This window comes from Allobosea sp. (assembly GCF_017308075.1).
Taxonomy (GTDB): domain Bacteria; phylum Pseudomonadota; class Alphaproteobacteria; order Rhizobiales; family Beijerinckiaceae; genus Allobosea.
This window is the reverse complement of the sequence record NZ_JAFKFX010000027.1, coordinates 196,883-221,697: the sequence shown is the minus strand read 5'-3', so window position 1 is coordinate 221,697 and position 24,815 is coordinate 196,883. Positions and strand designations below refer to the sequence as shown.

The 24,815-nt window shown below is 69.4% G+C and carries 23 protein-coding genes; 22 read left to right on the top strand and 1 reads right to left on the bottom strand.

Annotated features, from left to right (window positions below; all coding sequences use genetic code 11):
- The first annotated feature begins 41 nt into the window (after positions 1-41).
- From murJ to trmB, 15 genes are all read left to right on the top strand, one after another.
- Positions 42-1,637: a murein biosynthesis integral membrane protein MurJ gene (gene murJ / locus J0J10_RS09140; RefSeq protein ID WP_291646186.1), complete on the top strand. Its 1,596-nt coding sequence runs from the start codon at positions 42-44 to the stop codon at positions 1,635-1,637.
- A gap of 52 nt (positions 1,638-1,689) precedes the next feature.
- Entirely contained in the window at positions 1,690-2,760 is a 1,071-nt protein-coding gene (gene trpS, locus J0J10_RS09135; RefSeq protein WP_291641078.1) for a tryptophan--tRNA ligase, read from the top strand.
- Positions 2,761-2,904: 144 nt separating this feature from the next.
- Positions 2,905-3,399: a universal stress protein gene (locus J0J10_RS09130; protein ID WP_291641080.1), complete on the top strand. Its 495-nt coding sequence runs from the start codon at positions 2,905-2,907 to the stop codon at positions 3,397-3,399.
- Positions 3,400-3,495: 96 nt separating this feature from the next.
- On the top strand, positions 3,496-4,062 hold the full coding sequence (locus tag J0J10_RS09125; RefSeq protein ID WP_291641082.1) for a NifU family protein: 567 nt from the start codon (positions 3,496-3,498) through the stop codon (positions 4,060-4,062).
- 173 nt (positions 4,063-4,235) lie between these two features.
- The gene (tsaB, locus tag J0J10_RS09120; protein ID WP_291646185.1) at positions 4,236-4,919 is read left to right on the top strand and encodes a tRNA (adenosine(37)-N6)-threonylcarbamoyltransferase complex dimerization subunit type 1 TsaB; all 684 of its coding nucleotides are present in this window, start codon (positions 4,236-4,238) and stop codon (positions 4,917-4,919) included.
- Positions 4,920-4,921: 2 nt separating this feature from the next.
- Positions 4,922-5,419, top strand: a complete 498-nt coding sequence (locus J0J10_RS09115) for a GNAT family N-acetyltransferase (protein WP_291646184.1) — start codon at positions 4,922-4,924, stop codon at positions 5,417-5,419.
- Positions 5,420-5,518: 99 nt separating this feature from the next.
- Positions 5,519-6,328, top strand: a complete 810-nt coding sequence (locus J0J10_RS09110; RefSeq protein ID WP_291646183.1) for a lysophospholipid acyltransferase family protein — start codon at positions 5,519-5,521, stop codon at positions 6,326-6,328.
- Between the two features lie 124 nt (positions 6,329-6,452).
- Entirely contained in the window at positions 6,453-7,805 is a 1,353-nt protein-coding gene (gene miaB, locus J0J10_RS09105; RefSeq protein ID WP_291646182.1) for a tRNA (N6-isopentenyl adenosine(37)-C2)-methylthiotransferase MiaB, read from the top strand.
- Between the two features lie 98 nt (positions 7,806-7,903).
- Positions 7,904-9,058, top strand: a complete 1,155-nt coding sequence (locus J0J10_RS09100; protein ID WP_291646236.1) for a PhoH family protein — start codon at positions 7,904-7,906, stop codon at positions 9,056-9,058.
- A complete protein-coding gene (ybeY, locus tag J0J10_RS09095; RefSeq protein ID WP_291646181.1) occupies positions 9,055-9,651 on the top strand; it encodes an rRNA maturation RNase YbeY in 597 nt (198 codons plus the stop codon). The genes J0J10_RS09100 and ybeY overlap by 4 nt, the downstream gene beginning before the upstream one ends.
- Positions 9,648-10,628: a hemolysin family protein gene (locus J0J10_RS09090; RefSeq protein ID WP_291646180.1), complete on the top strand. Its 981-nt coding sequence runs from the start codon at positions 9,648-9,650 to the stop codon at positions 10,626-10,628. The genes ybeY and J0J10_RS09090 overlap by 4 nt, the downstream gene beginning before the upstream one ends.
- Positions 10,625-12,223 (top strand): apolipoprotein N-acyltransferase, encoded by a 1,599-nt coding sequence (gene lnt / locus J0J10_RS09085; protein WP_291646179.1) that lies wholly within the window; start codon positions 10,625-10,627, stop codon positions 12,221-12,223. Before J0J10_RS09090 ends, lnt begins: the two co-directional genes overlap by 4 nt.
- Before the next feature lie 119 nt (positions 12,224-12,342).
- Complete coding sequence (locus tag J0J10_RS09080) at positions 12,343-12,753, top strand: helix-turn-helix domain-containing protein (RefSeq protein ID WP_291646235.1); 411 nt, start codon at positions 12,343-12,345, stop codon at positions 12,751-12,753.
- Positions 12,754-12,912: 159 nt separating this feature from the next.
- Positions 12,913-14,118: a methionine adenosyltransferase gene (gene metK, locus J0J10_RS09075; protein ID WP_291646178.1), complete on the top strand. Its 1,206-nt coding sequence runs from the start codon at positions 12,913-12,915 to the stop codon at positions 14,116-14,118.
- 76 nt (positions 14,119-14,194) lie between these two features.
- Positions 14,195-14,887, top strand: coding sequence for a tRNA (guanine(46)-N(7))-methyltransferase TrmB (gene trmB, locus J0J10_RS09070; protein WP_291646177.1), 693 nt, complete (start codon positions 14,195-14,197; stop codon positions 14,885-14,887).
- Here the strand turns inward: trmB and J0J10_RS09065 are convergent.
- Positions 14,862-15,950, bottom strand: a complete 1,089-nt coding sequence (locus J0J10_RS09065; RefSeq protein WP_291646176.1) for a DUF2336 domain-containing protein — start codon at positions 15,948-15,950, stop codon at positions 14,862-14,864. The two genes, trmB and J0J10_RS09065, sit on opposite strands and share 26 nt — an antisense overlap.
- 250 nt (positions 15,951-16,200) lie before the next feature.
- On the opposite strand from J0J10_RS09065, the gene rimP reads away from it, so the two are divergent.
- From rimP to J0J10_RS09030, 7 genes are all read left to right on the top strand, one after another.
- Positions 16,201-16,917, top strand: a complete 717-nt coding sequence (gene rimP / locus J0J10_RS09060) for a ribosome maturation factor RimP (protein ID WP_291642237.1) — start codon at positions 16,201-16,203, stop codon at positions 16,915-16,917.
- A 5-nt stretch (positions 16,918-16,922) separates the two neighbouring features.
- A complete protein-coding gene (nusA, locus tag J0J10_RS09055) occupies positions 16,923-18,515 on the top strand; it encodes a transcription termination factor NusA (RefSeq protein WP_291642239.1) in 1,593 nt (530 codons plus the stop codon).
- A 37-nt stretch (positions 18,516-18,552) separates the two neighbouring features.
- Positions 18,553-19,281, top strand: a complete 729-nt coding sequence (locus J0J10_RS09050) for an RNA-binding protein (protein WP_291642241.1) — start codon at positions 18,553-18,555, stop codon at positions 19,279-19,281.
- On the top strand, positions 19,278-22,115 hold the full coding sequence (gene infB, locus J0J10_RS09045) for a translation initiation factor IF-2 (protein ID WP_291646175.1): 2,838 nt from the start codon (positions 19,278-19,280) through the stop codon (positions 22,113-22,115). Before J0J10_RS09050 ends, infB begins: the two co-directional genes overlap by 4 nt.
- Positions 22,116-22,262: 147 nt before the next feature.
- A complete protein-coding gene (rbfA, locus tag J0J10_RS09040) occupies positions 22,263-22,709 on the top strand; it encodes a 30S ribosome-binding factor RbfA (RefSeq protein WP_291646174.1) in 447 nt (148 codons plus the stop codon).
- Positions 22,696-23,673 (top strand): tRNA pseudouridine(55) synthase TruB, encoded by a 978-nt coding sequence (gene truB / locus J0J10_RS09035; protein ID WP_291646173.1) that lies wholly within the window; start codon positions 22,696-22,698, stop codon positions 23,671-23,673. Before rbfA ends, truB begins: the two co-directional genes overlap by 14 nt.
- Positions 23,674-23,764: 91 nt before the next feature.
- Positions 23,765-24,808 (top strand): proline racemase family protein, encoded by a 1,044-nt coding sequence (locus J0J10_RS09030; RefSeq protein WP_291646172.1) that lies wholly within the window; start codon positions 23,765-23,767, stop codon positions 24,806-24,808.
- Positions 24,809-24,815 lie beyond the last annotated feature (7 nt).

Here is a 24,815-nt window from a genome sequence, read left to right as displayed (position 1 = left end):
GAAGTGAATCAGCAACTGAACAAAAGGGCAACGGCTAAGTTGTGACGTCCGCTTCCGCGCCGCCCGAGCCAAGCTCCCCCCGTCTCGCCCGCGATTCCCTCGTCGTCGGCGCGGCGACGATCCTGTCGCGCCTGCTCGGTTTCGCCCGCGACGTGCTGATCGCCCGCCTGCTCGGCACCGGGCCGGTGGCGGATGCCTTTCTCGCGGCGCTGCGCCTGCCCAATCTGGTCCGCCGCGTGCTCGGCGAGGGCGGGCTGAACGCGCCCTTCGTGCCGCTCTATCTTGCGATCAAGGCCGAGCACGGCGAGGCGGCGGCGCGGCGCTTCGCCGGCGAGGCGGCGAGCCATCTTTGCCTGCTGCTGCTACTCTTCGTCGCCCTGGCCGAGCTGTTCGCGCCCTGGGTGGTCCTCGGCCTCGCCGGCGGCTTTGCCGGGGAGCCCGACACGCTGGCGCTCGCCGCCTTCTACACTCGCCTGATGCTGCCCTTCGTGCTGCTGACGACGCTCGCGGCTCTGCTCGCGGCGCTGCTCAATGCCGAGGGCCGCTTCACGGTCGCGGCGCTGGCGCCGGCGCTGATGAACGCGATCCTGCTTGTCGCCCTGTTCGTCGAGCTCTTCCGCGGCGGGTCGAGTGCTGAGAGCGCGACCCTGCTCGCCGCCGGCCTCAGCCTGACCGGGCTGGCGCACCTCGCTCTGATCCTCGCTCCTCTGCGTCGGATCGGCTTGCCGCGCCCAAGCCTGCGCTGGTCGCGCGACATGACGCGCCTGGTCAGGACCGGCGGCGCGACCCTGCTCGCGGCATCGGCGGCGCAGCTCATCCTGCTGGTCTCGACCCAGATCGCCTCCACGGAAGCGGGCTCGGTCGCCGCGCTCTATTATGCCGATCGCATCTTCCAGCTGCCGCTCTCCTTCTTCGGCGTGGCGATGGGCACGGTCGTGCTCTCGGCCATGGCGGGCGAGCAGGCACAGGCGGCGCATGATGCGCTGCTCGGCCGCGCTTTGGCGCTCGGCCTCGCCCTCGCCATCCCTGCCGCGACCGCCCTGTTCCTGCTGGCGGAGCCGATCGTCTCGGTGCTGTTCGAGCAGGGCCGCTTCGGCGCCGCCGACCGGGCGCGCACCGCCGCCGCGCTTTCAGCCTTCGCCTTAGGCCTGCCCTTCGCGCTCGTCGCCAAGGTCTTCGGCCAGGCCTATTTCGTCCGGCGCCGGCCGCGCCTGCCACTGCTCGCGGGGTTCGCCGCCGTACTCGTCGCGGCCGGCGCCGGCTATGCCCTGCTCGGCTGGCGCGACGCCGCGATGATCGGCGCGCTGGCCGCGAGCCTCGCCTTCCTCGTCCAGGCGCTGCTGCTGACGGGCTGCCTGCTGCGGGAGCGGCTGTGGCGGCCCGATGCTGCGACGATTCGCGCCATCCTCGCCATTCTGCTCGCGGCGGCGCTGATGGCGGCGGCGCTCGCGGTCCTGTTGCCGCCTCTGCAGCCCTGGCTCGCCCATGGCCAGCCGGCCTTGTCGCGCGCCGCGGCGCTGGCTGTGCTTTGTCTCGGCGGGGCCCTGGTCTATGGCCTCGCGGGCTGGATGCTCGGGGCTTTCGGGCCGCTGCTCTTGCGCCTTCGCGGCGCTTCCGTCAGAACGCCGCGTTCCTGAGCCGAAAACCTTCGGCCCGGGCCCGATAACGCCAATGACGACGGAGCGCCCGATGGCTGCTTTCCTTCCCCGCGTCTTCTCCGGCATGCAGCCGACCTCGACGCTCCATCTCGGCAATTATCTCGGCGCCCTCGTGAACTGGGTGGCGATGCAGGAAACGCATGACTGCATCTATTGCGTCGTCGACATGCACGCGATCACGCCGTCCATGGAGGTCTGGGGCGGCCCGGTCGAGCTGACCCGCGCCACCCGCGAGGTCGCCGCCGCCTATATCGCCGCCGGCGTCGACCCCAAGCGCAGCATCATCTTCAACCAGAGCCAGGTCACCGGCCATGCCGAGCTCGCCTGGGTCTTCAACACGGTCGCCCGGCTCGGCTGGCTCAACCGCATGACCCAGTTCAAGGAGAAGGCCGGCAAGGACCGCGAGAACGTCTCGGTCGGGCTCTACGACTATCCCGTGCTGATGGCCGCCGACATCCTGCTCTACAAGGCGACCCATGTCCCGGTCGGCGAGGACCAGAAGCAGCATCTCGAGCTGACCCGCGACATCGCCCAGAAGTTCAACAACGACTTCGCCGAGCAGATCGAGAAGCTCGGCACCGGGACCGGCGATCTCGGCTTCTTCCCGCTGCCCGAGCCGATGATCCAGGGTCCGGCGACCCGGGTGATGAGCCTGCGCGACGGCACCAAGAAGATGTCGAAATCCGACGCCTCGGATTTCTCGCGCATCAACCTGACCGACGATGCCGACACCATCGCCCAGAAGATCCGCAAGGCGAAGACCGATCCCGAGGCCCTGCCTTCCGAGGAGAAGGGACTCGAGGGCCGGCCCGAGGCCGAGAACCTCGTCGGCATCTATGCCGGCCTCTCCGGCGCCACCCGCGCGCAGGTCCTCAGCCAGTTCGGCGGTGGCCAATTCTCGGGCTTCAAGGGCGCCCTGGTCGATCTTTCCGTGGCCAAGCTTGGCCCGATCGCCGCCGAGATGCGCCGGCTGCTCGCCGATCCCGGCCATGTCGACGCCATCCTCAGCGATGGCGCCGACCGTGCCGATGCGATCGCCGCGCCGATCATGCGCGACGTCAAGGACATCGTTGGCTTCGTGCGCCGGCGCCAGGCGTCTTAGTCTTTGAGATCAGACGATTATCCTGCCCGGCCATAGGCGGCCGGGCAAAGTGCGGTCCGGGCGGTCAGCGCGGGCCGGGGCTTGCGCTGACCTTGCGGCGCCTGCCACGATATCAGGCTCGGGAAGCGGCGACAGGCGGCGGCAATGGTCAAGAGACGGCGGTCCTATGAGACGGGCCATCGCCCGAAATTCCTGGCGGTGGTGGACGACAGCCCGGAATGCGCCAAGGCGGTGCGCTTCGCGGCCAGGCGCTGCGCCCGCGTCGGTGCGACGATCGTGCTGCTCGGCGTGGTCACGCCTCCGGCCGAGGAGAACTGGCTCGGCGTCGGCGAGGTGATGCGGGCCGAGGCCGAGGCGGAAGCCGAGGCGCTGATCGCCGCTGCGGCCGCCACGGTGCGCTCGCTCGCCGGGCTCGAGCCCGAGAAGGTGGTGCGTACCGGCATCAAGGCCGACGAGGTGGTCAAGCTGATCGAGGCCGACGAGGACATCTCGCTGCTGGTGCTGGCTGCAGGCACAGGCAGCAACGGGCCGGGGCCGCTGGTCAGCGCGCTCGCCGGCAAGAGCGCCGGGACCTTCCCGATTCCGGTGGCCATCGTTCCCGGCCATCTCGCCGACGAGGAAATCGACGCACTCGCCTGATCCGGCAGGCCGGCGCGGCTGGAATGATTCCAGCAATGGGCCTATATCGGGAACAGGAACGGCGGCCTTGACCCGTCGGTGCCGGAGGTAAGATCCATGTTTATCCAGACCGAAGCCACGCCCAATCCCGCGACCCTGAAATTCCTGCCCGGCCGCAGCGTCTCGCCCGGAGGGCCGGTCGAATTGCGCGACCCGGCACAGGCCGATCGCTCGCCGCTCGCCGCGCGCCTGTTCGGCGTCAAGGGCGTCTCGGCGGTGTTCTTCGGCTCCGACTTCATCACCGTGACCAAGGCGGAGGGCGAATGGCCGCATCTCAAGCCCGCCATCCTCGGCGCGATCATGGAGCACTACATGTCGGGCGCCCCGCTGATGGCGGACGGCGCTGCGGATGCCGGTCCGGAGGAGAGCGAGGAGGAGTTCTTCGCCGACGAGGACGCGCAGACCGTCGAGACGATCAAGGAGCTGCTCGAGACCCGCATCCGCCCGGCCGTGGCCGGCGATGGCGGCGACATCACCTTCCGCGGCTTCAAGGACGGCACGGTCTATCTGGCGATGAAGGGCTCCTGCTCGGGCTGTCCCTCCTCGACCGCGACGCTGAAGCACGGCATCCAGAACCTGCTGCGGCACTTCCTGCCGCAGGTTCGCGAGGTCGAGGCGGTCTGAGCGCCGCCCCGCCTCGGTTCATTCAACATTCTCCGGCGGTCATCCCGGCCGGAGCGCAACGCAGAGCCGGGATCCATGCCTGAGCCTTCATCGGTGATGTTCCGGCATGGGTCCCGGGTCTTCCTTCGGTCGCCCGGGACGACCGGCCATTTTTCATGCCGGGTAGGCAACTAATGCGCGTCCTCGCCATCGACACCGCGCTCGGCGCCTGCTCCGCCTGCGTGCTCGAGGCCGGTGCCACCCAGCCCGTCGCCATCGAGCAGGTGGCGATGGAGCGCGGCCATGCCGAAGCGCTCATGCCGATGATCGAGCGCGTGATGGGCAAGGTCGAGGGAGGCTTCTCCTCGCTCGATCGCGTCGCCGTGACCATCGGCCCCGGCAGCTATACCGGCTTGCGGGTCGGCATCAGCGCGGCCCGCGCCATCGCCTTCGCCGCCGGCATTCCGGCAGTCGGTGTCTCGACCCTGGCGGCGACCGCCGCTCCGCTGATCGGGCGCGAGGGCGGCCGGGTGATCGCCGCCGCGCTCGATGCCAGGCACGGCCAGGTCTGGTTCCAGGCGCTGAACGCGCAGGGCAAGCAGCTGGTCTCGATCCGCCAGGTCAACCATCGCGATGCAGCCCGCGCCATCGGCGCAGGCCCGGTCTCGCTCGTCGGCTCGGCGGCGCTGGCCGTCGCCAACGAGGCCTGGGCGATCGGGCTCGATGCCGTCGTCGTCGACGACGCCAGGGCGCCCGACGTGATCTGGGTCGCGCGGCTCGGCCTGATCGCCGATCCGCAGAGCGCCCCGCCGCGCCCGCTCTACCTCAAAGAGCCGGAGACGACGCCGCAGGATCGCGCCCGCCTGCCGCGGCGCTGAGCATGGACTGGCTCGACCGCCTCCGCCACCGCCGTGCGGCCCCGGCCCGGACGGGCCGGCTCGATACGGCCCAGGCGCGCCAGGTCGCCGCCTTGCATCATCAGGGCGGCTTCGCCCGGCTCTGGGATCCCGGCGAATGCGCGGCGCTTCTGGCCGATCCCTCGGTTCTCGCCGATGGCGTCTTCTCCGGCAGCGCCGTCGATCCCTCGGGCTTCGTGATGTCGCGGATCGCCGCCGACGAGGCCGAGATCCTCAGCATCGTCGTCGCCAAGGGAAGCCGGCGTGGCGGTCTCGCCCAGGCGCTGCTGGCGGGGCATCTCGCAAGGCTCGCGGCGCGGGGCGTCGCCCGGCTCTTCCTCGAAGTCGAGGAGACCAATGCGGCCGCGGTCGGCCTATACCGCCAGTTCGGCTTCGCCGAGGTTGGCCGGCGCGAGGGCTATTACCCGAAGCTCGACGGCAGCCGCGCGGCCGCGCTGGTGATGCGGCTCGATCTTGGCTGAGCTGCTCTGGCCGACCTGTCCTGCGCGATTGCACGCCATGGACGGGCGGGCGGGCGGCGATTATAGCCGGAACCCTGTGAGCGGAGCTTGGTGCAGAGAATGAACGGCCTGGGTCCCGGTGCGATGCTGCGCATGGCGCTGATCAGCCTCGGAACGCTCGTCCTGATCCCGCCGCAACTGGTCTCGATGCGGCTGGGGGCTGGCCATGGCTTCCTGTTCACGCGCCTGTTCCATCGGCTGGTCTGTCGGGGGCTCGGCGTCCGCGCGGTGATTCGCGGCACGCCTCCTGGCCCCGGTGAGGGCGGGCTGATCGTCGCCAACCATGTCTCATGGCTCGACATCCCCGTGCTCGGCGCGGCGCGTCCGCTCTCCTTCGTCGCCAAGGCCGAGGTCGCGACCTGGCCGGTGATCGGCTGGCTCTCGACCCTGCAGCGCACCGTCTTCATCGACCGGAAGCGCCGCGGTGCTACCGCCGGCGTCGCCGTGGAGATGGGGCAGAGGCTCTCGGACGGGCAGGCTGTGGTGCTCTTCGCCGAGGGCACGACCGGCGACGGTACCCGCGTCCTGCCCTTGCGTTCCTCGCTGCTCGGCGCTGCCCATGAGGCGGTGCGCGGCGAGAGCGAGGCGGAGGGCGAGGTGACGATCTACCCGCTCTGCATCACCTATCTCGGCTATCACGGCCTGCCCGGCGGGCGGGCGATACGCTCGGCCCTAGCCTGGCATGGCGACACCGAGCTCGCGCCGCATCTGAAGTCGATCCTGGCGGCCGGGGCGGTCGATGTCGAGCTCGCCTGGGGCGAGCCGATCCGGATGGGCCGCAAGCTCTCGCGCAAGGAGGCGACGCGGCTCGCCGAGGTCGCCATCCGCCGGGCCCGGCAGGAGGCCGTCACCGGCCGGTCACGCGCTTGAGCAAGCCTCCAGGCGATTCGTCGGGAGCGGCCCGGATATTGCGTGCCCGCCTCCCGCGGCAGTATGATTCCCAAATCGCGGCCGGCTGGGTTAAGGAGACGGGATTGAGGTCGGATCGGCATTGATGAAGAAAGTCCACATCAAGTCCTATGGCTGCCAGATGAACGTCTATGACGGGCAGCGCATGGCGGATGTCCTGGGCGGCGAGGGCTACGAGGAGACCGCGACGCCCGACGACGCCGATCTGATCCTGCTCAACACCTGCCATATCCGCGAGCGCGCGGCGCACAAGGTCTATACCGAGCTCGGCAAGCTGCGCGAGTTGAAGCAGGACCGCAAGGCCGATGGCCGCGAGACCACGCTGGTCGTCGCCGGCTGCGTCGCCCAGGCCGAGGGGGCCGAGATCCAGCGCCGGCAGCCCGCGGTCGACCTTGTCGTCGGCCCGCAGGCCTATCATCGCCTGCCCGAATTGCTGCGCCAGGCGCGCGCCGGCCGCGTCGTCGACACCGACCTGCCGCCGGACGACAAGTTCGGCCATCTGCCGGCGCCCAAGCCCGCGGCGATCCTGGCGCGCGGCATCTCGGCCTTCGTCACCGTGCAGGAAGGCTGCGACAAGTTCTGCGCCTTCTGCGTCGTGCCCTATACGCGCGGCGCCGAGTTCTCGCGCCCGGTCGCGCAGGTGGTCGCCGAGGTCGAGCGGCTGGCTGGTGCCGGGGTGCAGGACGTCACCCTGCTCGGCCAGAACGTCAACGCCTATCATGGCGAAGCGCAGGACGGGCAAATCTGGGGGCTGGCGCGGCTGATGCGCCGCCTCGCCGAGGTCCCCGGCATCGCCCGCATCCGCTACACCACGAGCCATCCGCGCGACATGGACGATGAGCTGATCGCCGCCCATCGCGACCTGCCGCAGGTGATGCCCTTCCTGCATCTGCCGGTGCAGGCCGGCTCCGACCGCATCCTCGCCGCGATGAACCGCAAGCACACCGCCGACGAATATCGCCGGCTGATCGACAAGGTGCGCGCGGCCCGGCCCGACATCGCCCTGTCCTCGGACTTCATCGTCGGCTTCCCCGGCGAGAGCGATGCCGATTTCGAGGCGACGCTGAAGCTCGTCGAGGATATCCGCTTCGCCTCGGCCTATACCTTCAAGTATTCGCCGCGCCCCGGCACCCCGGCCGCGGAACTGGAGACACAGGTCGAGCCGGCGGTGATGGACGAGCGCCTGCAGCGCCTGCAGGCCCTGGTCGAGCGCCATCGCCAGGAGTTCAACCACGCCATGGTCGGGCGCACCGTCGAGGTGCTGCTCGAGCGGGTCGGGCGCCATCCCGGCCAGCTTGCCGGCAAGACCCCCTATCTCCAGGCGGTCCAGATCGAAACCGCGACGCATCGCATCGGCGAGCGCGTCATGGTGACGATCGAGCGGGCCGGCTCGAACTCGCTGTTCGGCCGGGCCGTCTCACGGGAGCTCGCTGCCTGAGTGCGTATGCCTAGAAGTCGAGTCGGGTCTCGTCGCGTGCCTCTGCCTGCCCACGACCCCCGCTCCAGGAGAAGACACCTTTGGCCCAGGCCGATCCGATGAACCCGAGACCCGAACGCGGCCTTCGCCGCGACCCGCTGGCGCTCCGCGAGGAGGTGCCGGCGCGCGCCGGCCTGTCCGGCACGGAAGTGGTGCTGTCCTTCGACGACAACCAGGTCGCCAGCCTGGTCTTCGGGCAATACGACCAGAACCTGGCACATCTCGAGCGCCGGCTGGGCGTCGTCGTCAGCCCCAATGGCAACCACATCACCATCAAGGGGCCGCCGGACACCGCCGAGCAGGCCAGCCGCGTGCTGCGCACCCTCTATGCCCGCGCCAAGATCGGCGCCGCGGTCAATCTCGGCGAGGTCGACGGCGCGATCGAGGAGAGCAATGTGCAGCGCTCGCTCTTCCCGGCGGACAATGCCGGAAAATCGGCCTTCGACGCCATCGTCACCCGCAAGCGCGGCCCTGTGCGCGCCCGCAATGCGGCGCAGGACGCCTATCTGCGCCAGCTCAAGCGCCATGAGCTCGTCCTCGCCGAGGGGCCGGCCGGCACCGGCAAGACCTGGCTCGCGGTCGGCCATGCGGTCTCGCTGATCGAGCAGGGCGTCGTCGAGCGCATGGTGCTGTCGCGGCCGGCGGTCGAGGCCGGCGAGCGCCTCGGCTTCCTGCCGGGCGACATGCGCGAGAAGGTCGACCCGTACCTCAGGCCGATCTACGACGCACTCAACGATTTCATGGAGGCGCGCCATGTCGAACGCGCTTTGCAGACCGGCATGATCGAGATCGCGCCGCTTGCCTTCATGCGCGGCCGCACCCTGACCAATGCGGTCGTGCTGCTCGACGAGGCCCAGAACGCGACCTCCGTGCAGATGAAGATGTTCCTGACCCGCCTCGGCGAGGGCTCGCGCATGATCATCACCGGCGACCCCTCGCAGATCGACCTGCCGCCGGGCCAGCGCTCCGGCCTGGTCGAGGCGGTCAGGCTGCTCTCGGGCGTCGAGGGCGTCGGCCATGCCCGCTTCGAGGAGGGCGACGTCGTCCGCCACGAACTCGTGCGCCGCATCGTCATGGCCTATGAGGATGCCGCCAGGAAGGAACGCGACGAGCGTGAGGCCCGGCTCGCCAATCTCCAGCCGGCCGATGCCGGCCCGGTGGAGGGCGATGCCGACGGGTTGAAGCGCATGCTGTCGCGGGAGAGACCGCGATGAACGATCGACCTCGATCGCGGCGCGCCGCGCCGCGATCCGAGTTGCCGGCCGGTGGGCTGACGCTCGAACTGCGCCTGCAATCGCGGCGCTGGCGTGAGCTCGGCGACCTGCGGCCGCGCATCGAGGCGGCGATCGCCGCCGGTCTCGCGGAAGCGCGCCTGACGCCGCTCGCAGGCGCCGAGCTCAGCCTGCTCCTGACCGACGACAAGCGCATCCGCGCCGTCAATCGCGAATGGCGCGGCTTCGACAAGCCGACCAATGTCCTCTCCTTCCCGGCCGTGCCGCCGGAGCGTGTCGCCGCGAGCCCGGTGCTCGGCGATATCGTGCTCGCCCTCGAGACGCTGACGCGCGAGGCGCAGGCCGAGGGCAAGAGCCTCGGCGATCATCTCAGCCATCTCGTCATCCATGGCCTGTTGCATCTGCTCGGCGAGGACCACGAGACCGAGGCCGAGGCGCAGCGGATGGAGGCGATGGAGACCGCGGCGCTCGCCCGGCTCGGCATCGCTGACCCCTATGCCGGAAGCGATCCGGAACCCACCAGGCCGCCTCCCGGAGCGGCCGCCTCCAAGAAGCAGTCTTCACCCGCGCCATGAGCGACGACCCTCGACCTAGCACCACCTCCGAGCCCGCCGGCCGCGGCCTGACCCATTGGCTCGGCCAGTTCCTCGATCGGCTCGGCCTGCGCCATGGCGGCTCCGTCCGCGAGGAGATCACCGAGGCCCTGGCGCAGGGAAGCGGCGGGATCGCCGACATCAGCCCGCAGGAACGGGCGATGCTCTCCAATGTGCTCAGCTTGCGCGAGCGCCGGGTCGACGATGTCATGGTGCCGCGCGCCGACATCATCGCGGTTTCCCTCGATGCCACGCTGGCGGGGCTGCTCGCCCTGTTCCGCAGCGCCGGTCATTCCCGCCTTCCGGTCTATGGCGAGACACTCGACGATCCGCGCGGCATGATCCATATCCGCGATTTCCTCGACTTTCTCGCGGCGTGCGCGAAGCCCGGCCGGGGTGGCGAGGGCGAGGCGGTTCCCGATCTCGGTGCCGTCGATCTCTCGGCGACGCTGGCGCAGGCGAACATCCTGCGCCCGGTGCTCTACGTCCCACCCTCGATGCCGGCGGTCGACCTCCTCGTCCGGATGCAGGCGACGCGGACCCATATCGCGCTGGTGATCGACGAGTACGGCGGCACCGACGGGCTGGTCTCGATCGAGGACCTGATCGAGATCGTCGTCGGCGACATCGAGGACGAGCACGATCATGACGAGGCGCCGACCATCGCGCCGGCCGGCGAGAACCGCTTCATCGCCGATGCGCGCGCGACGCTGGAGGAGTTGAACGAAGCCACCGGCATCGATCTCTCGCGGGCAGAGGTCGCTGAGGAGGTCGATACGCTCGGCGGGCTGATCGTGACCCTGGCCGGGCGCGTGCCGGCACGCGGCGAACTGATCAAGGGGCCGGAAGGCCTCGAATTCGAGGTGCTCGACGCCGATCCCCGCCGCGTCAAGCGCCTGCGCATCCATCGCCGTAGCGAGGTCGCGGCCGGCGAGGCCGCCGCACCGGACGCGTCATGACGGCACTGGCGGCTCTGGCCGATCGCGTCATCCTCGCCTGGGGCTGGCCGAAGCGCCTGATCGCCCTCGCGGCAGGCGCGAGCGGCGCTCTCGCCCTGGCGCCGCTCGATCTCTGGCCGCTTCTCGTCGTGCCGATGACCGTGGCGGTCTGGCTGATCGATGGTGCGGTCGCCGACAGCCGGGCTGGCCGCTTCCGTGCCGCCGCGCTCGCCGGCTGGTGGTGGGGCTTCGGCTACCATCTCGCCGGGCTCTGGTGGCTCGGCGCCGCCTTTCTGGTCGAAGCCGACAAATTCGCCTGGGCGATGCCGCTCGGCGTCGTGGCGCTGCCGGCCTTCCTGGCGCTTTTCCCGGCGCTCGGCTTCGGTTTCGCCCGGCTGTTCTGGCCGTCGGGAGCAGGGCGCATCCTCGTGCTCGCGGCGATGTTGGCGCTGAGCGAGTGGCTGCGCGGCCATGTGCTCACCGGCTTTCCCTGGAACGTCTACGGCATGATGCTGGCGGGGCCGGAATGGCTGGCGCAGAGCGCCTCGCTGGTCGGGCTCTACGGGCTGACGCTTCTCGCGGTGGCGATCGGGGCCGCGCCGGCGGCGCTCGGAACGGGCGAGACCGCAAGGGCGCGCTGGCAGCCGACCGGGCTCGCCGTCGTCGCGCTCGCCGCCATGGCCGCTTTCGGCGCCTGGCGCGTGCCTGCCGGGCCGACGGCCGCGGTTGCGGGCGTGAAGCTGCGCCTGATGCAGCCGAACCTGCCGCAGGACGCCAAGTTCAGCCCGAGCAACAGCGAGATGATCCTGGCGCGCTATCTCGCGCTGAGCGATCGGGCGACCGGACCGAAGACGCTGGGCGTGCAGGACGTCACCCATCTGATCTGGCCGGAATCGGCTTTTCCCTTTCTGCTGGGGCGGACGCCGCAGGCGCTGGCGCGGATAGCGGCCCTGCTGCCGCCCGGTGCGACCCTGATTACTGGCGCGGCGCGCGCCGGCGAGGTGCTGCCCGGCGAGAGCCGGCCGCCGATCTACAATTCGATCCAGGTCGTCGATGACGAAGGTGTGATCGCCGGCAGCTACGACAAGGTGCACCTCGTGCCCTTCGGCGAATATCTGCCGCCCTTTCTCGAGCGCCTGATCCGGGCCGTCGGCCTGTCCGAGTTCGTCTCGGTGCCCGGCGGCTTCGCCTCCGGCACGCGGCGCACGCCACTCCAGGTGCGCGGGCTGCCGCCGGCGGCCGCCCTGATCTGCTACGAGGTCGTCTTTCCGGGCGCCGCGATGCCGAGCGGGCCGAGGCCGGGCTATATCCTCAATCTGACCAATGACGGTTGGTTCGGCCGGACCAGTGGTCCCTATCAGCACCTGGCGCAGGCGCGGCTGCGGGCGATCGAGGAAGGGCTGCCGCTGGTCCGCGTCGCCAATACCGGGATATCGGCCGTGCTCGACGGCCATGGCCGGGTTCGCGCCGCCTTGGCGCTGGGCGAGTCCGGTGTGCTCGATGCGAGTCTGCCGCGGGCCGGGCCGCCGACACCCTATTCGCGCTTCGGGGATGTTTTTTTTGCATGCCTGATTGTAACCTCCCTGCTGTTTGGGCTATGGCCACGGCGCAAGTGATCCCGTTTGGAACCTTCCCGTCGATCGACACCTGCTATGAGGTACGGTCGTGGTCGCTACGTGCCGCTCACACCGGGCGGTACGAGGAATGACGGAACGCGAGGCCGGCAGCACCGATGTTGAAGAAAGTCCCCAACCCGATCGATCGCCATGTCGGCAGCCGCGTGCGCATGCGCCGCATGCTTGCCGGCGTCAGCCAGGAGAAGCTCGGCGAGGCCCTCGGACTGACTTTCCAGCAGGTGCAGAAATATGAGAAGGGCGCCAACCGGATCAGCGCCAGCCGCCTGCAGCAGATCGCCAAGATGCTCGATGTGCCGGTGTCCTTCTTCTTCGAGGGGGCGCCGAGCGGCGACATGCCCGAAGGCGGCTTCGCGGACATGTCCGCGACGACCTATGTCTCGGACTTCCTCGCCACCAGCGAGGGCGTCCAGCTGACCAAGGCCTTCATCAAGATCAAGAGCAGCCGGGTTCGCCGGCGCATCGTCGATCTCGTCGAGGCCCTGGCCGAAGAAGGCGAGGAAAACGCCTGAATCGGGCTCGCTTCGTTCGCCTTGTCGAACGAATCATTTCTCAAATCACTATCCGGCCTTGACGGCGAACGTTTCCGCTGCAAAGACGCTGCGCGTTTTTGCAATCCTGCAGGCGCGCCTGCGGCTGCCTGGACGATTCCGCCAACGAGGATACCGCCTGTGTCACGCCAGAACTATCTCTTCACCAGCGAGTCGGTCGGCGAAGGCCATCCGGACAAGGTCTGTGACCGGGTCTCCGACGAGGTCGTCGATCTGTTCTTCAAGGAAGCGGCCAAGGCCGGCATGGACGCGGCCCAGGTCCGCGTCGCCTGCGAGACGCTCGCCACCACCAATCGCGTCGTGATCGCCGGCGAGGTCCGCACCTCGCTCGACGAGAAGGCGATGAAGAGCAAGGTCAAGTCGGCAGCGCGCAAGGCGATCCGCGCGATCGGCTACGAGCAGGACGGCTTCCACTGGAAGAAGTGCAAGATCGACGTGCTGCTGCACGCCCAGTCGGCCGACATCGCCCAGGGCGTCGACGCCTCCGGCAACAAGGACGAAGGCGCAGGCGACCAGGGCATCATGTTCGGCTATGCCTGCCGCGAGACCCCGGAGCTGATGCCGGCGCCGATCTATTACGCCCACAAGATCCTCGAGGTCCTGGCCAAGGCCCGCCATTCCGGTGAAGGCGCCGCCGCCAAGCTCGGCCCCGACGCCAAGAGCCAGGTCACCGTCAAGTACGAGAACGGCAAGCCGGTCGGCGTCACCCAGATCGTGCTCTCGACCCAGCATCTCGACGAGAAGCTCTCCTCGGCCGATGTCCGCAAGATCGTCGAGCCCTATATCCGTCAGACCCTGCCCGATGGCTGGATCTCGAAGGACACCGTCTGGCACGTCAACCCGACCGGCAAGTTCGTCATCGGTGGCCCTGACGGCGATGCCGGCCTGACCGGCCGCAAGATCATCGTCGACACCTATGGCGGCGCTGCGCCGCATGGCGGCGGCGCCTTCTCGGGCAAGGACCCGACCAAGGTCGACCGTTCGGCCGCTTACGCCGCGCGCTATCTCGCCAAGAACGTCGTCGCCGCCAAGCTCGCCGAGCGCTGCACGATCCAGCTCTCCTATGCCATCGGCGTCGCCAAGCCGCTTTCGATCTATGTCGACCTGCACGGCACCGGCAAGGTCGACGAGGCCAAGCTCGAAGCCGTCCTCGGCGAGGTCATGGACCTGACCCCGCGCGGTATCCGCACCCATCTCGGCCTCAACAAGCCGATCTACGCCAAATCGGCCGCCTACGGCCATTTCGGCCGCAAGCCGGGCCGCGACGGCAGCTTCTCCTGGGAGAAGACCGATCTCGTCGACGCGCTGAAGAAGGCGCTGGCCTGATCTGCGCTTCGGCATTCTCGATCACCATGGCCGGGGCAGGGTGCCCCGGCCATTTTCTTTCGTCAGGACGGCGGCGATGACAGATCAGCACGATCCAGACCGGGCCTTTTTCGGCCGGCGCAAGGGCAAGGGCCTGCGCGAGGGCCAGGCCGGCCGGATCGCCGACGTGCTGCCGCGCCTGCGCCTGCCGGAGGGCGAGATCGTTGACCTTGCCAGCCTGTTTCCGGTTCCCGTCGAGGCCGTTCGCCTCGAGATCGGCTTCGGCGGCGGCGAGCATCTGCTGCACCGCATGCGCGAGAACCCGCAGATCGGCTTCATCGGCTGCGAGCCCTTCATCAACGGCATGGCGAAGTTCCTGGCGGTGATCGAGCGCGAGGGGCTGCGCAATGTCAGGCTCTGGGATGGCGATGCCGCCCTGATGCTGCCGCGCCTGCCGGCCGGCAGCCTGGACGCGGTCGACCTGCTCTATCCCGATCCCTGGCCGAAGCGGCGCCAGCGCAAGCGTCGCTTCGTCTCGGAGCGCACGCTTGGCCTGCTGGCGCGCGCCTTGCGGCCGGGCGGCCGCTTCCGCTTCGCCAGCGATATCGACGACTATGTCGGCTGGACGCTGGCCCGGCTGCTCGCCTCGCCCGATTTCGACTGGGCCGACGAGAGCGCCGACGACTGGCGCCGACCCTATCCGGGCTGGATCCGCACCCGCTACGAGGCCAAGGCGGTGAGGGAGGGGCGGGTGCCCAGCTATCTCACGGCGTTCCGTCGCGCATCCTGAGGAAGCCGAGCACGCGCTGGGCCGTCGTCGGGGTCAGGTTGCGGAAGCTGATCTGCGCCCGCTCGAGGACCGGCGCTGACTTGCCGTCGCCCTTGCGCAGTTGGATCAGCGTCTTGGTGGTCTCCCAGGACCAGCCCATGCCGCGCGCCACCAGCAGCACGGCGTCGCGATCCGGCCCGAAGACGATCTGCTCGGTCGCGGGCAGGGAGAGCCCGGCGAGCACCGCGACGCCGCAGATCGCATGTTCCGCGGCGCCGGACGCGGCATAGTGCGCGACCATGGCTTCGTCGAGCTTGCCGGTCTCGTTGAGGGCCTTGATGTCGGCGAGTGCCGCGCCGAACTTGCCGAGATCGTCGCCGATCTCGCTTTCCGACGACACGGTTTCGGCGCTGCGCTCGACGGCGCCGGCGACGACGCCGGCCATGGCGGGTTCCAGCGAGGCTTCGAGCCGCCGCCGGGCGGAGTTCTTGGCCGCGGTCAGGAGCTGATCGGTGAGGTCGGCCGGCACGTCGGCGCGGGTGCCCAGCGTCGCCTGCAGGGCGTCGTCCTGGGCGGCGCGCATCACCAGCACGCCCATGCCATGGCGTGAGAAGCGCGCGCTCGGGTTCGCCGCGACCGCATGGGTGACGACGCGGCCGCCGCGCAGGATCAGGAAATCGGTCACCGGTTCGCCGAGATCCGGCCGCTCGGTGATGGCGAGCATGTGGTCGCGGCCCTTGGCGGCCGAGATCGCGACGAGGTCGTTGTCGCTGAGGCGCGGCGAGGCGACCAGCACCGGCCGGGCGACCGCGATCTCGTCGAGGGCGAGCTGGCGCACGACGCCGCTCGGCGCGTTCGGCACCTCCGAAAGGCGCTCCGACAATTCGATGCGCGCGCGCAGCTCGATTGCGCGCGCGAGACGGCCGATGACAACATCGAAGACGCTGATCTGGTCCTCGGCCATGCCGGCGGCCGTGCTCAGGAACAGCTCGGTCAGCTTTGCCAGGATGGCGGCGCGCTCCTCGCTGGACCCGCGCGCCATCGTTGTTTCGAGGTCGCGCAGCAGCGCTCCGACGGGACTCATCAACGCAACCTCTTCACCAGGACGGGCGAAAGGCTAGCAGACAAGAATGACCAGCCGGTTAGCGGAACGATCGAAACCGCGCCGTGCCGCCATGCAACTTGCAAGATGCGCCGAACAGGACTAGATAGGGCGCCAACAGCTCTGGTTTCGGTGTAAGCCGGCGATCAAGAGCGGGCCCACCGGCCCGCTCTTTTTTGTTGGCCGAAGCCGTCCGGGCGCAGCGGCCGCCATCGGCGCCGCAGGCGAGGTGATGGCGAGCCGGGCAATGGGCGAGCAGGACATGCAGGATCAGGAACAGCGGATCGTCGTCGAGACCGGCGTCGCGGCGCGTGTCGCCGCGATCGTGGAGCCGGCGATAGCCGATATCGGCTATCGGCTGGTGCGTGTCCGCATCACCGCCCAGAACGGCTGCACCTTGCAGATCATGGCCGAAAAGCCGGACGGCACCATGACCGTCGAGGGCTGCGAAGCTGTCAGCCAGGCGGTTTCGCCGGCTCTCGATGTCGACGACCCCATTCAGGCGGCGTATCATCTCGAGGTTTCGTCGCCCGGCATCGACAGGCCGCTGGTCCGCCCGGCTGATTTCGAGCGTTGGGCCGGCCATCTCGCCAAGATCGAGACCGTCGAGCCCGTCGCCGGACGCAAGCGCTTCCGCGGCATCCTGCGCGGTGTCGCCGGTGCCGAGGTCCTGCTCAGCCGCGACGATGCGAAATCCGAGGAGGAGCGCGACGTCGCGATCCCCATGCGGATGATCGACGAGGCGCGGCTGGTGCTGACCGATGCGCTGGTCACCGAATCGCTCCGGCGCGGCAAATCCGGCCTGCCGCCGGAAATGCCTCCGGCCGACGAGATCGCGATGCCCGTGCCCGGGCGCGGCAAGTCGCTGGGGCCGCGCGACCCCAAGGCCCGCAAGCCGGCCAAGGGCAAGAAGCCGTCTTCCGAGCAGAACCGAGAAGAAGAGGAGTGAGTGCAATGGCTGTCAGCGCCAACAGGCTCGAACTGCTGCAGATCGCAGACGCCGTCGCCCGCGAGAAGTCGATCGACCGTCAGATCGTGATCGACGCGATGCAGGACGCTATCGCCAAGGCGGCGCGCTCGCGCTACGGCGCCGAGACCGATGTCCATGCCGAGATCAACACCAAGTCCGGCGAGCTGCGCCTGGCGCGTCATCTCCAGGTCGTCGACCTCGTCGAGAACGGCGCCACCGAGATCACCGTCGACGAGGCCAAGCGTCACAACCCGGCCGCCCAGGTCGGCGACGTCATCGCCGATCCGCTGCCGCCCTTCGATTTTGGCCGCATCGCCGCCCAGTCGGCCAAGCAGGTCATCGTGCAGAAGGTGCGCGAGGCCGAGCGCGATCGTCAGTATGACGAATACAAGGATCGCATCGGCGAGATCGTCAACGGCGCCGTCAAGCGCGTTGAATACGGCAATGTCTTCGTCGATCTCGGCCGCGGCGAGGCGATCATCCGCCGCGACGAGATGATCCCGCGCGAGACCTTCAAGGTCGGCGACCGCGCCCGCGCCTATGTCTACGATGTGCGCCGCGAGCCGCGCGGCCCGCAGATCTTCCTGTCGCGCACCCATCCGCAGTTCATGGCCAAGCTCTTCGGCCAGGAAGTGCCGGAGATCTATGACGGGATTGTCGAAGTCAAAGCCGTCGCCCGCGACCCAGGTTCGCGCGCCAAGATCGCCGTGATCTCGCGCGATTCCTCGATCGACCCGGTCGGTGCCTGCGTCGGCATGCGCGGCTCGCGCGTGCAGGCCGTGGTCGGCGAGCTGCAGGGCGAGAAGATCGACATCATCCCGTGGTCGCCCGATGTCGCGACCTTCGTCGTCAACGCGCTGCAGCCGGCGGAAGTCGCCAAGGTCGTGCTCGACGAGGAGGCCGACAAGATCGAGGTCGTGGTGCCTGACGAGCAGCTCTCGCTCGCCATCGGCCGCCGTGGCCAGAACGTCCGTCTCGCCTCGCAGCTCACCGGCTGGGATATCGACATCCTGACCGAGGCCGAGGAATCCGAGCGCCGCCAGAAGGAGTTCGTGCAGCGCACGGAGATCTTCATGAACGCGCTCAATGTCGACGAGACGGTCGGCCAGCTGCTCGCCTCGGAAGGCTTCCGCTCGGTCGAGGAGGTCGCTTATGTCGAGCCGTCCGAGCTCTCTTCCATCGAGGGCTTCGACGAGGATACCGCCGCCGAGATCCAGACGCGCGCCCAGGACTATCTCGCCGCCATCGAGGCCGAGTTCGACGAGAAGCGTCGGGCGCTCGGCGTCGAGGACGAGCTGCGCGAGGTCGAGGGCGTCACCACCGCGATGATGGTCGCGCTCGGCGAGAACGACGTGAAGAGCGTCGAGGACCTTGCCGGCTGCGCCACTGACGACCTCGTCGGCTGGACCGAGCGCAAGGATGGCGAGACCACCCGCCATTCCGGCTATCTCGACGGTTTCGATCTGTCGCGTCAGGACGCCGAGGCGATGGTGATGGCCGCCCGCATCAAGGCGGGCTGGGTCGAGGCGCCGGAGCCGGCTGCCGAAACCGACGCCGAGGAAGAGGCGCAGGCCTGAGGACAAGAGCCTGAGGACGAAAGCCGGAGACCGCGCCATGGCGCCGCGGGTCGAGCGCGAAGCCCGAGCGGACAAGGCCCAGGAACGGACCTGCGTGGTGACGCGCCAGGCGCGCGCTCCCGAGGACCTGATCCGTTTCGTCGTCGGCCCCGGCGACATATTGGTGCCCGATCTCCGGCGTAAGTTGCCGGGGCGTGGCGTCTGGGTCGGGCTGAGCGCCGCTGCGGTCGGCCAGGCGGTGAAGCGCAAGGCCTTCGAGCGCTCGTTGAAGCAGAAGGTCGCGGTTTCGGCGACGCTGGCCGACGAGGTCGACGCGCTGATGGTGCGCGATGCGATCCAGGCCCTGGCCATGGCCAACAAGGCCGGCCTGGTTTCGAGCGGCTTCGGCAAGGTCGAGGCGCTCGCCGGTTCGGGCCAGGCAGCGGCGATCATCGCCGCGAGCGATGGTGCTGAGGACGGCAAGCGCAAGATCGGCCAGGCGCTGCGGCGGGCCGCCGCGATCCGCGCCGAGGCCGGGCTGAAGCCGCGCAACATCCCGGTCGTCGCGATTTTCGCGGCGGCAGAACTGGAACTGGCGTTAGGGCGTGAGCATGTGATACATGCAGCCCTTGTTCCGGGACCGGCGACCGAGGGCTTCCTCTCGCGCTGGCGTCGGCTCGTCCGCTTTCGGACGGACGATGCTGGCGGGACGCCGATTATCGACCCGGCGGAATCCGACGCTGCAGATCAAACGAAGACCGAACCGGCAGGACCGAAAGCGGAATGACTGACACGAAGAACCCGGGCGACAAGACCTTGAGCGTGACGCCTCCCAAGACGTTGTCGCTGAAGCGGCCTGTCGAACAGAGCACGGTTCGGCAGAGCTTCTCGCATGGGCGTTCGAAGCAGGTCGTTGTCGAAGTGAAGCGCCGCGTCGGCGGCCATGAGCCCGCCGCTCCGGCGCCGGTCGCCCGCGCCCCGCAGCCGCCGGCCGCGCCTGTCGCGCCGCGCCCGCAGCCTGCTCCGGCCCGTCCGGCAGGGGGCATGCTCCTGCGCACCTTGTCCGATGACGAGAAGGATGCGCGTCTGCGCGCTCTTTCCGATGCCCGCGCCAGCGAGGCCCAGGCGCGTGCCCGCGCCGAGGAGGAGGCCCGCCAGCGTGCCGCCCGCGAGGAGCGCGAGCGCGCCGAGCGCGAGGCCGCCCAGGCGCGCCAGCGCGAGGAGGAGGAGCGTCGCCGCCAGGAGGAGGAGCGCAAGCGCCGCGCCGACAGCGCCATACGCCAGCGCGAGGAAGTGGCCGCGCCGCGTCCGGCCGCCCCGGCCGCTCCCGCCCCGCAGGCCGCCGCCCCGGTTTCGCCGCCGGCCGCGCCCGCACCTGCCGCTCCGCAGGCCGCCGCGCCGCGCCCGGCGCCGTCCGGCCAGCGTGATTACGGAACGCCGCGTACCCCGATGCGCGATGTCGGCGCCCGTCCGCCGCGCCTCGACTATCGCCCGCCCCGCCCCGATACGCCGCGTCCGCCGCGGCCCGACGCCAATGCGACGGCAGAGCCGCTCGTCGCCCGGCCCGCGCGCCAGGCGCCCGCTTCCGCCGGTGCGCCGCGCAGCCGCCCCGAAGAGGGCGAGGCGCGTCCCGCCTTCCGTCGCCCGGGCGGTAGCCCCGGTGGCGCGCCGCGTGGCGCTCCGGCTCCGGCTCCCAAGACCCCGAAGGCCGGCGAGAAGCCGCGTGGCCGCCTGACGCTGTCCACCGCCACTGGCGGGGATGACGAGCGCACGCGTTCGGTCGCGGCTTTCCGTCGCCGCGTGCAGCGCATGACCGGCCACCGCGCCTCGGACGTCGCCAAGGAGCGCGTGATGCGCGAGGTGATCATCCCCGAGACGATCACCATCCAGGAACTCGCCAACCGCATGACCGAGCGGGGCGTCGACGTCATCCGCCTGCTGATGAAGCAGGGCGCGATGCACAAGATCACCGATGTGATCGACGCCGACACCGCCCAGCTCGTCGCCGAGGAAATGGGCCACACCGTCAAGCGCGTCGCTGAATCCGACGTCGAGGAAGGCCTGTTCGACACGCCGGACACCGATGAGGCGCTGGTTTCGCGCCCGCCGGTGGTCACCATCATGGGCCATGTCGACCACGGCAAGACCTCGCTGCTCGACGCGATCCGCAAGACCCATGTCGTCACCGGCGAGGCCGGCGGCATCACCCAACATATCGGCGCCTATCAGGTGACGACGCCTTCGGGCGCCAAGGTGACCTTCATCGACACCCCCGGTCACGCCGCCTTCACGGCGATGCGCGCCCGCGGCGCCAAGGTGACGGATCTGGTCGTGCTCGTGGTCGCCGCCGATGACGGCGTCATGCCGCAGACGGTCGAGGCCATCCATCACGCCAAGGCGGCGAAGGTGCCGCTGATCGTGGCGATCAACAAGATCGACAAGCCCGACGCCAACCCGGATCGGGTGCGTTCCGAGCTGCTGCAATACGAGATCCAGGTCGAGTCGCTCGGCGGCGAGACGCTGGAGATCGAGCTGTCGGCCAAGACCGGCCAGGGGCTCGACTCGCTGCTCGAGGCGATCGCACTGCAGGCCGAGCTGCTCGACCTCAAGGCCAATCCGGATCGTGCCGCCGAAGGCACGGTGATCGAAGCCAAGCTCGACCGCGGCCGCGGCCCGGTCGCGACCGTGCTCGTCCAGCGCGGCACGCTGCGCACCGGCGACATCATCGTCGCCGGCTCCGAATGGGGCCGTGTCAGGGCGCTGATCGGCGACACCGGCGCCCAGATCAAGGAGGCTCCGCCTTCATTGCCGGTCGAGGTGCTCGGCTTCAACGGCACGCCCGAGGCCGGCGACCGCGTCGCGGTGGTCGAGTCCGAGGCGCGCGCCCGCGAGATCACCGATTATCGCGAGCGCCAGAAGCGCGATCGCCTCGCCGTCCGCGGCGCCGGGTCGGGTGCCGGCCGCTCGCTCGCCGAGATGATGCGCGAGCTCAAGGAAGGCGCCGGCCGCAAGGAGTTCCCGCTCGTCGTCAAGGGCGACGTGCAGGGCTCGGTGGAGGCCATCGTCGGTTCGCTCGAAAAGGTCGGCAATGACGAGGTGCGCGCCCGCGTGCTGTCTGCCGGCGTCGGCGCGATCACCGAATCCGACGTCACCCTGGCGCAGGCCTCGGGTGCGGTCGTGGTCGGCTTCAACGTGCGCGCCCATAAGGAAGCGCGCGAGGCGGCCGAGCGGGCAGGCGTCGAGATCCGCTACTACAACATCATCTACAACCTGATGGATGACGTTAAGGATGCGATGTCGGGCCTGCTGGCGCCGACCCTGCGCGAGACCATGCTCGGCAACGCCCAGATCCTCGAGATCTTCAACGTCTCGAAGGTCGGCAAGATCGCCGGCTGCCGCGTCACCGACGGCACGATCGAGCGTGGCGCCAATGTCCGCCTGATCCGCGACGGCGTCGTGGTCCACGAGGGCAAGCTCTCGCAGCTCAAGCGCTTCAAGGACGACGCCAAGGAAGTGGTGGCCGGCCAGGAATGCGGCATGTCCTTCGAGAACTATCAGGACATGCGCCAGGGCGACGTGATCGAGTGCTATCGCGTCGAGGAGATCAAGCGGACGCTCTGAGCGTTCGTTTGCCGCCGCGTCATGGCCGGGCTCGACCCGGCCATCTCGTGACGAAAGCGCGCCGCCTGGCGCCCGTCTTTCAAGAGATGGCCGGGTCAAGCCCGGCCATGACTTTTGATCCGGTCCGATCCCGGAGAACGAGAAACCATGGCAAAACCTGTAAAAATCTCCGGTCCCTCGCAGCGCCAACTCCGTGTCGGCGAGCTGATCCGCCACGCGCTCGCCGAGATGCTGGCGCGCGGCGACATTCATGACGATGTGCTGGCCAAGCATGTCATCACCGTGCCCGAGGTCCGGCTCTCGCCCGATCTCAAGCTCGCGACCTGCTACATCATGCCGCTCGGCGGCGAGGATGTCGGGCCCGTGCTGAAGGCGCTCGACGCCCATAAGCGCTATATCCGCGGCGAGATCGCCCATCGGGTGAACCTGAAATACGCCCCGGACGTCCGCTTCCGCCAGGATGAGAGCTTCGACGAGGCGGCACGGATCGATGCGCTGCTCGATTCCGATGCCGTCCGCCGCGACACCGATCGCAAGCCGCTCCGGATCGGCCGCGACGAGACCGATCAAGACAAGCCCCATGATGATGAGTGACGAGAACGGCGCTGCCCCCGAGGCCGGCAAGGAAACGGGTGGCAAGGAAACCGGCGGCAGGGAATTCGCGCCGCGTCCGAAACGCCGCGACGTCCATGGCTGGGTCGTGCTCGACAAGCCGGTCGGCATGACCTCGACCCATGCGGTCAGCGTGGTCAAGCGTGCCTTCTCGGCCAAGAAGGCCGGCCATGCCGGCACGCTCGACCCGCTCGCCTCCGGCCTTTTGCCGATCGCGCTCGGCGAGGCGACCAAGACCGTCCCCTTCGTGATGGACGGCCGCAAGGCCTATCAGTTCACCGTTGCCTGGGGCTCGCAGACCGATACCGACGACACCGAGGGCAAGGTCGTCGCGACCTCCGAGGCACGGCCGCAGGAAGACGCGATCCTGGCGCTGTTGCCCCGCTTCACCGGCACGATCCAGCAGGTGCCGCCGAAATTCTCGGCGATCAAGATCGCCGGCGAGCGTGCCTATGACCTCGCCCGCGACGGCGAGGAGGTGACGCTTGAGGCGCGCCCGGTCGAGATCACCGCGCTGCGCATCGTCTCGCATTCGCCGGAGACGACGACATTCGAGGCCGAATGCGGCAAGGGCACCTATGTCCGCGCCATTGCGCGCGACCTCGGGCTGGCGCTCGGCTGCCTCGGCCATGTCGCCCATCTCAGGCGCACCCGCGTCGGGCCGTTCGCGGTCGAGGATGCGGTCTCCGTCGAAACCCTGCGCGAGGGGCCGGAAGCGGCGGCGAGTGCCCTGCGGCCGGTCGCGACCGCCCTGTCGCTGATCCCGGAGATCGTCATCCATCGCGATGCGGCGCTCAGGCTGAAGCGCGGTCAGAGCATCCTGCTGCGCGGGCGCGACGCCCCGATCGAGGCACAGGCGGTCTACACCACCTGTGGCGGCGTGCTGATCGCCACCGGCGCGATCGAGCAGGGCGAGTTCGTGCCGCACCGGGTCTTCAATCTCTGAGGCGCTGAAGCGCCGCTGCGCCTCTGGCGGCGGCGCGCGATCCGGCTAGGCTGGGCGGTGATGGCGGTGGGCCGCCATCGGGAGACCAGCCATGCGCCTCGCCTATGTCGACTACCATACCTGCGGCGAGCCGGTCCGGATCGTCACCTCGGGTTATCCCGAGCTGACCGGCGCGAGCCTTCTGGAGAAGCGCCGCCAGGCCCGTGAGCGCCACGACCATCTGCGCCGGGCGATGATGCTGGAGCCGCGCGGCCATGACGGCATGTACGGCGTCATCCCTGTGGCGGCGAGCCATCCCGAGGCGGCTTTCGGCGTGCTCTTCACCCATAATGAGGGCTATTCGACGATGTGCGGCCACGCCACCATCGCGCTCGGCCGCTATGCGATCGAGCATGGGCTGGTGCCGGCGGTCGAGCCGGTGACGCGCTTTTCGATCGAGGCGCCCTGCGGCCTTTTACGCCTCGCCTGCGAGGTCGAGGGCGGCCAAGGTGGCTGCAAGGTCGGCAAGGTGAGTTTCGAGAGCGTTCCGGCCTTCGTGGAAGCGCGCGCTCTTCCGGTCGCGCTGCCCGGCTTCGGAACGGTCGTCACCGACATCGCCTATGGCGGCGCCTATTACTGCATTTTGCCGGCCTCGCATTTCGGGCTCGACCTGTTCGCGAGTCCCGTCGCGGAAATCGTCGCGGCGGCGGGGCTGCTGACCGACACCGTGCGGACGGCACGGGCGATCACCCATCCGACCGAGCCCGATCTCGGCTTCCTCTATGGCACCATCGTCACGGACGAGGCCGGGCCGGAGGCCGAGAGCTTCAATCTCTGCGTCTTCGCCGAACGCCAGATCGACCGCTCGCCGACCGGTTCCGGCGTGACCGCGCGCATGGCGCTCGACCATGCCAAGGGCCTGATCCCGGCCGGAAGGAGCCGCAGCTTCCTCAGCATCACCGGCGGAGCCTTTACCGGCACGGTGGTCGGCCCGGCCGAATTTCCCGCGGCCGGTGCCGTCACCGTCGCGGTCGCGGGCACGAGCCATCTTGCCGGCGAAGGCAGCTTCGTCATCGAGGCCGACGATCCGCTGCGTCATGGCTTTGCCCTGCCGCGGCGCTTCGCCGAGATTCCAGGCGCTCCGGCGCGGGGCTAGGACGGCT

Bases quoted from the DNA above. Each gene is read 5' to 3' on its own strand.
- nusA (WP_291642239.1), top strand. From the start codon at position 16,923: ATGGCTGTCAGCGCCAACAGGCTCGAACTGCTGCAGATCGCAGACGCC.
- lnt (WP_291646179.1), top strand. From the start codon at position 10,625: ATGACGGCACTGGCGGCTCTGGCCGATCGCGTCATCCTCGCCTGGGGC.
- trmB (WP_291646177.1), top strand. From the start codon at position 14,195: ATGACAGATCAGCACGATCCAGACCGGGCCTTTTTCGGCCGGCGCAAG.
- infB (WP_291646175.1), top strand. From the start codon at position 19,278: ATGACTGACACGAAGAACCCGGGCGACAAGACCTTGAGCGTGACGCCT.
- J0J10_RS09130 (WP_291641080.1), top strand. From the start codon at position 2,905: ATGGTCAAGAGACGGCGGTCCTATGAGACGGGCCATCGCCCGAAATTC.
- J0J10_RS09110 (WP_291646183.1), top strand. From the start codon at position 5,519: ATGAACGGCCTGGGTCCCGGTGCGATGCTGCGCATGGCGCTGATCAGC.
- ybeY (WP_291646181.1), top strand. From the start codon at position 9,055: ATGAACGATCGACCTCGATCGCGGCGCGCCGCGCCGCGATCCGAGTTG.
- J0J10_RS09100 (WP_291646236.1), top strand. From the start codon at position 7,904: ATGAACCCGAGACCCGAACGCGGCCTTCGCCGCGACCCGCTGGCGCTC.
- J0J10_RS09090 (WP_291646180.1), top strand. From the start codon at position 9,648: ATGAGCGACGACCCTCGACCTAGCACCACCTCCGAGCCCGCCGGCCGC.
- trpS (WP_291641078.1), top strand. From the start codon at position 1,690: ATGGCTGCTTTCCTTCCCCGCGTCTTCTCCGGCATGCAGCCGACCTCG.
- J0J10_RS09065 (WP_291646176.1), bottom strand. From the start codon at position 15,950: ATGAGTCCCGTCGGAGCGCTGCTGCGCGACCTCGAAACAACGATGGCG.
- rimP (WP_291642237.1), top strand. From the start codon at position 16,201: ATGGCGAGCCGGGCAATGGGCGAGCAGGACATGCAGGATCAGGAACAG.
- J0J10_RS09115 (WP_291646184.1), top strand. From the start codon at position 4,922: ATGGACTGGCTCGACCGCCTCCGCCACCGCCGTGCGGCCCCGGCCCGG.
- J0J10_RS09050 (WP_291642241.1), top strand. From the start codon at position 18,553: ATGGCGCCGCGGGTCGAGCGCGAAGCCCGAGCGGACAAGGCCCAGGAA.
- J0J10_RS09125 (WP_291641082.1), top strand. From the start codon at position 3,496: ATGTTTATCCAGACCGAAGCCACGCCCAATCCCGCGACCCTGAAATTC.
- J0J10_RS09030 (WP_291646172.1), top strand. From the start codon at position 23,765: ATGCGCCTCGCCTATGTCGACTACCATACCTGCGGCGAGCCGGTCCGG.
- miaB (WP_291646182.1), top strand. From the start codon at position 6,453: ATGAAGAAAGTCCACATCAAGTCCTATGGCTGCCAGATGAACGTCTAT.
- tsaB (WP_291646185.1), top strand. From the start codon at position 4,236: ATGCGCGTCCTCGCCATCGACACCGCGCTCGGCGCCTGCTCCGCCTGC.
- truB (WP_291646173.1), top strand. From the start codon at position 22,696: ATGATGATGAGTGACGAGAACGGCGCTGCCCCCGAGGCCGGCAAGGAA.
- rbfA (WP_291646174.1), top strand. From the start codon at position 22,263: ATGGCAAAACCTGTAAAAATCTCCGGTCCCTCGCAGCGCCAACTCCGT.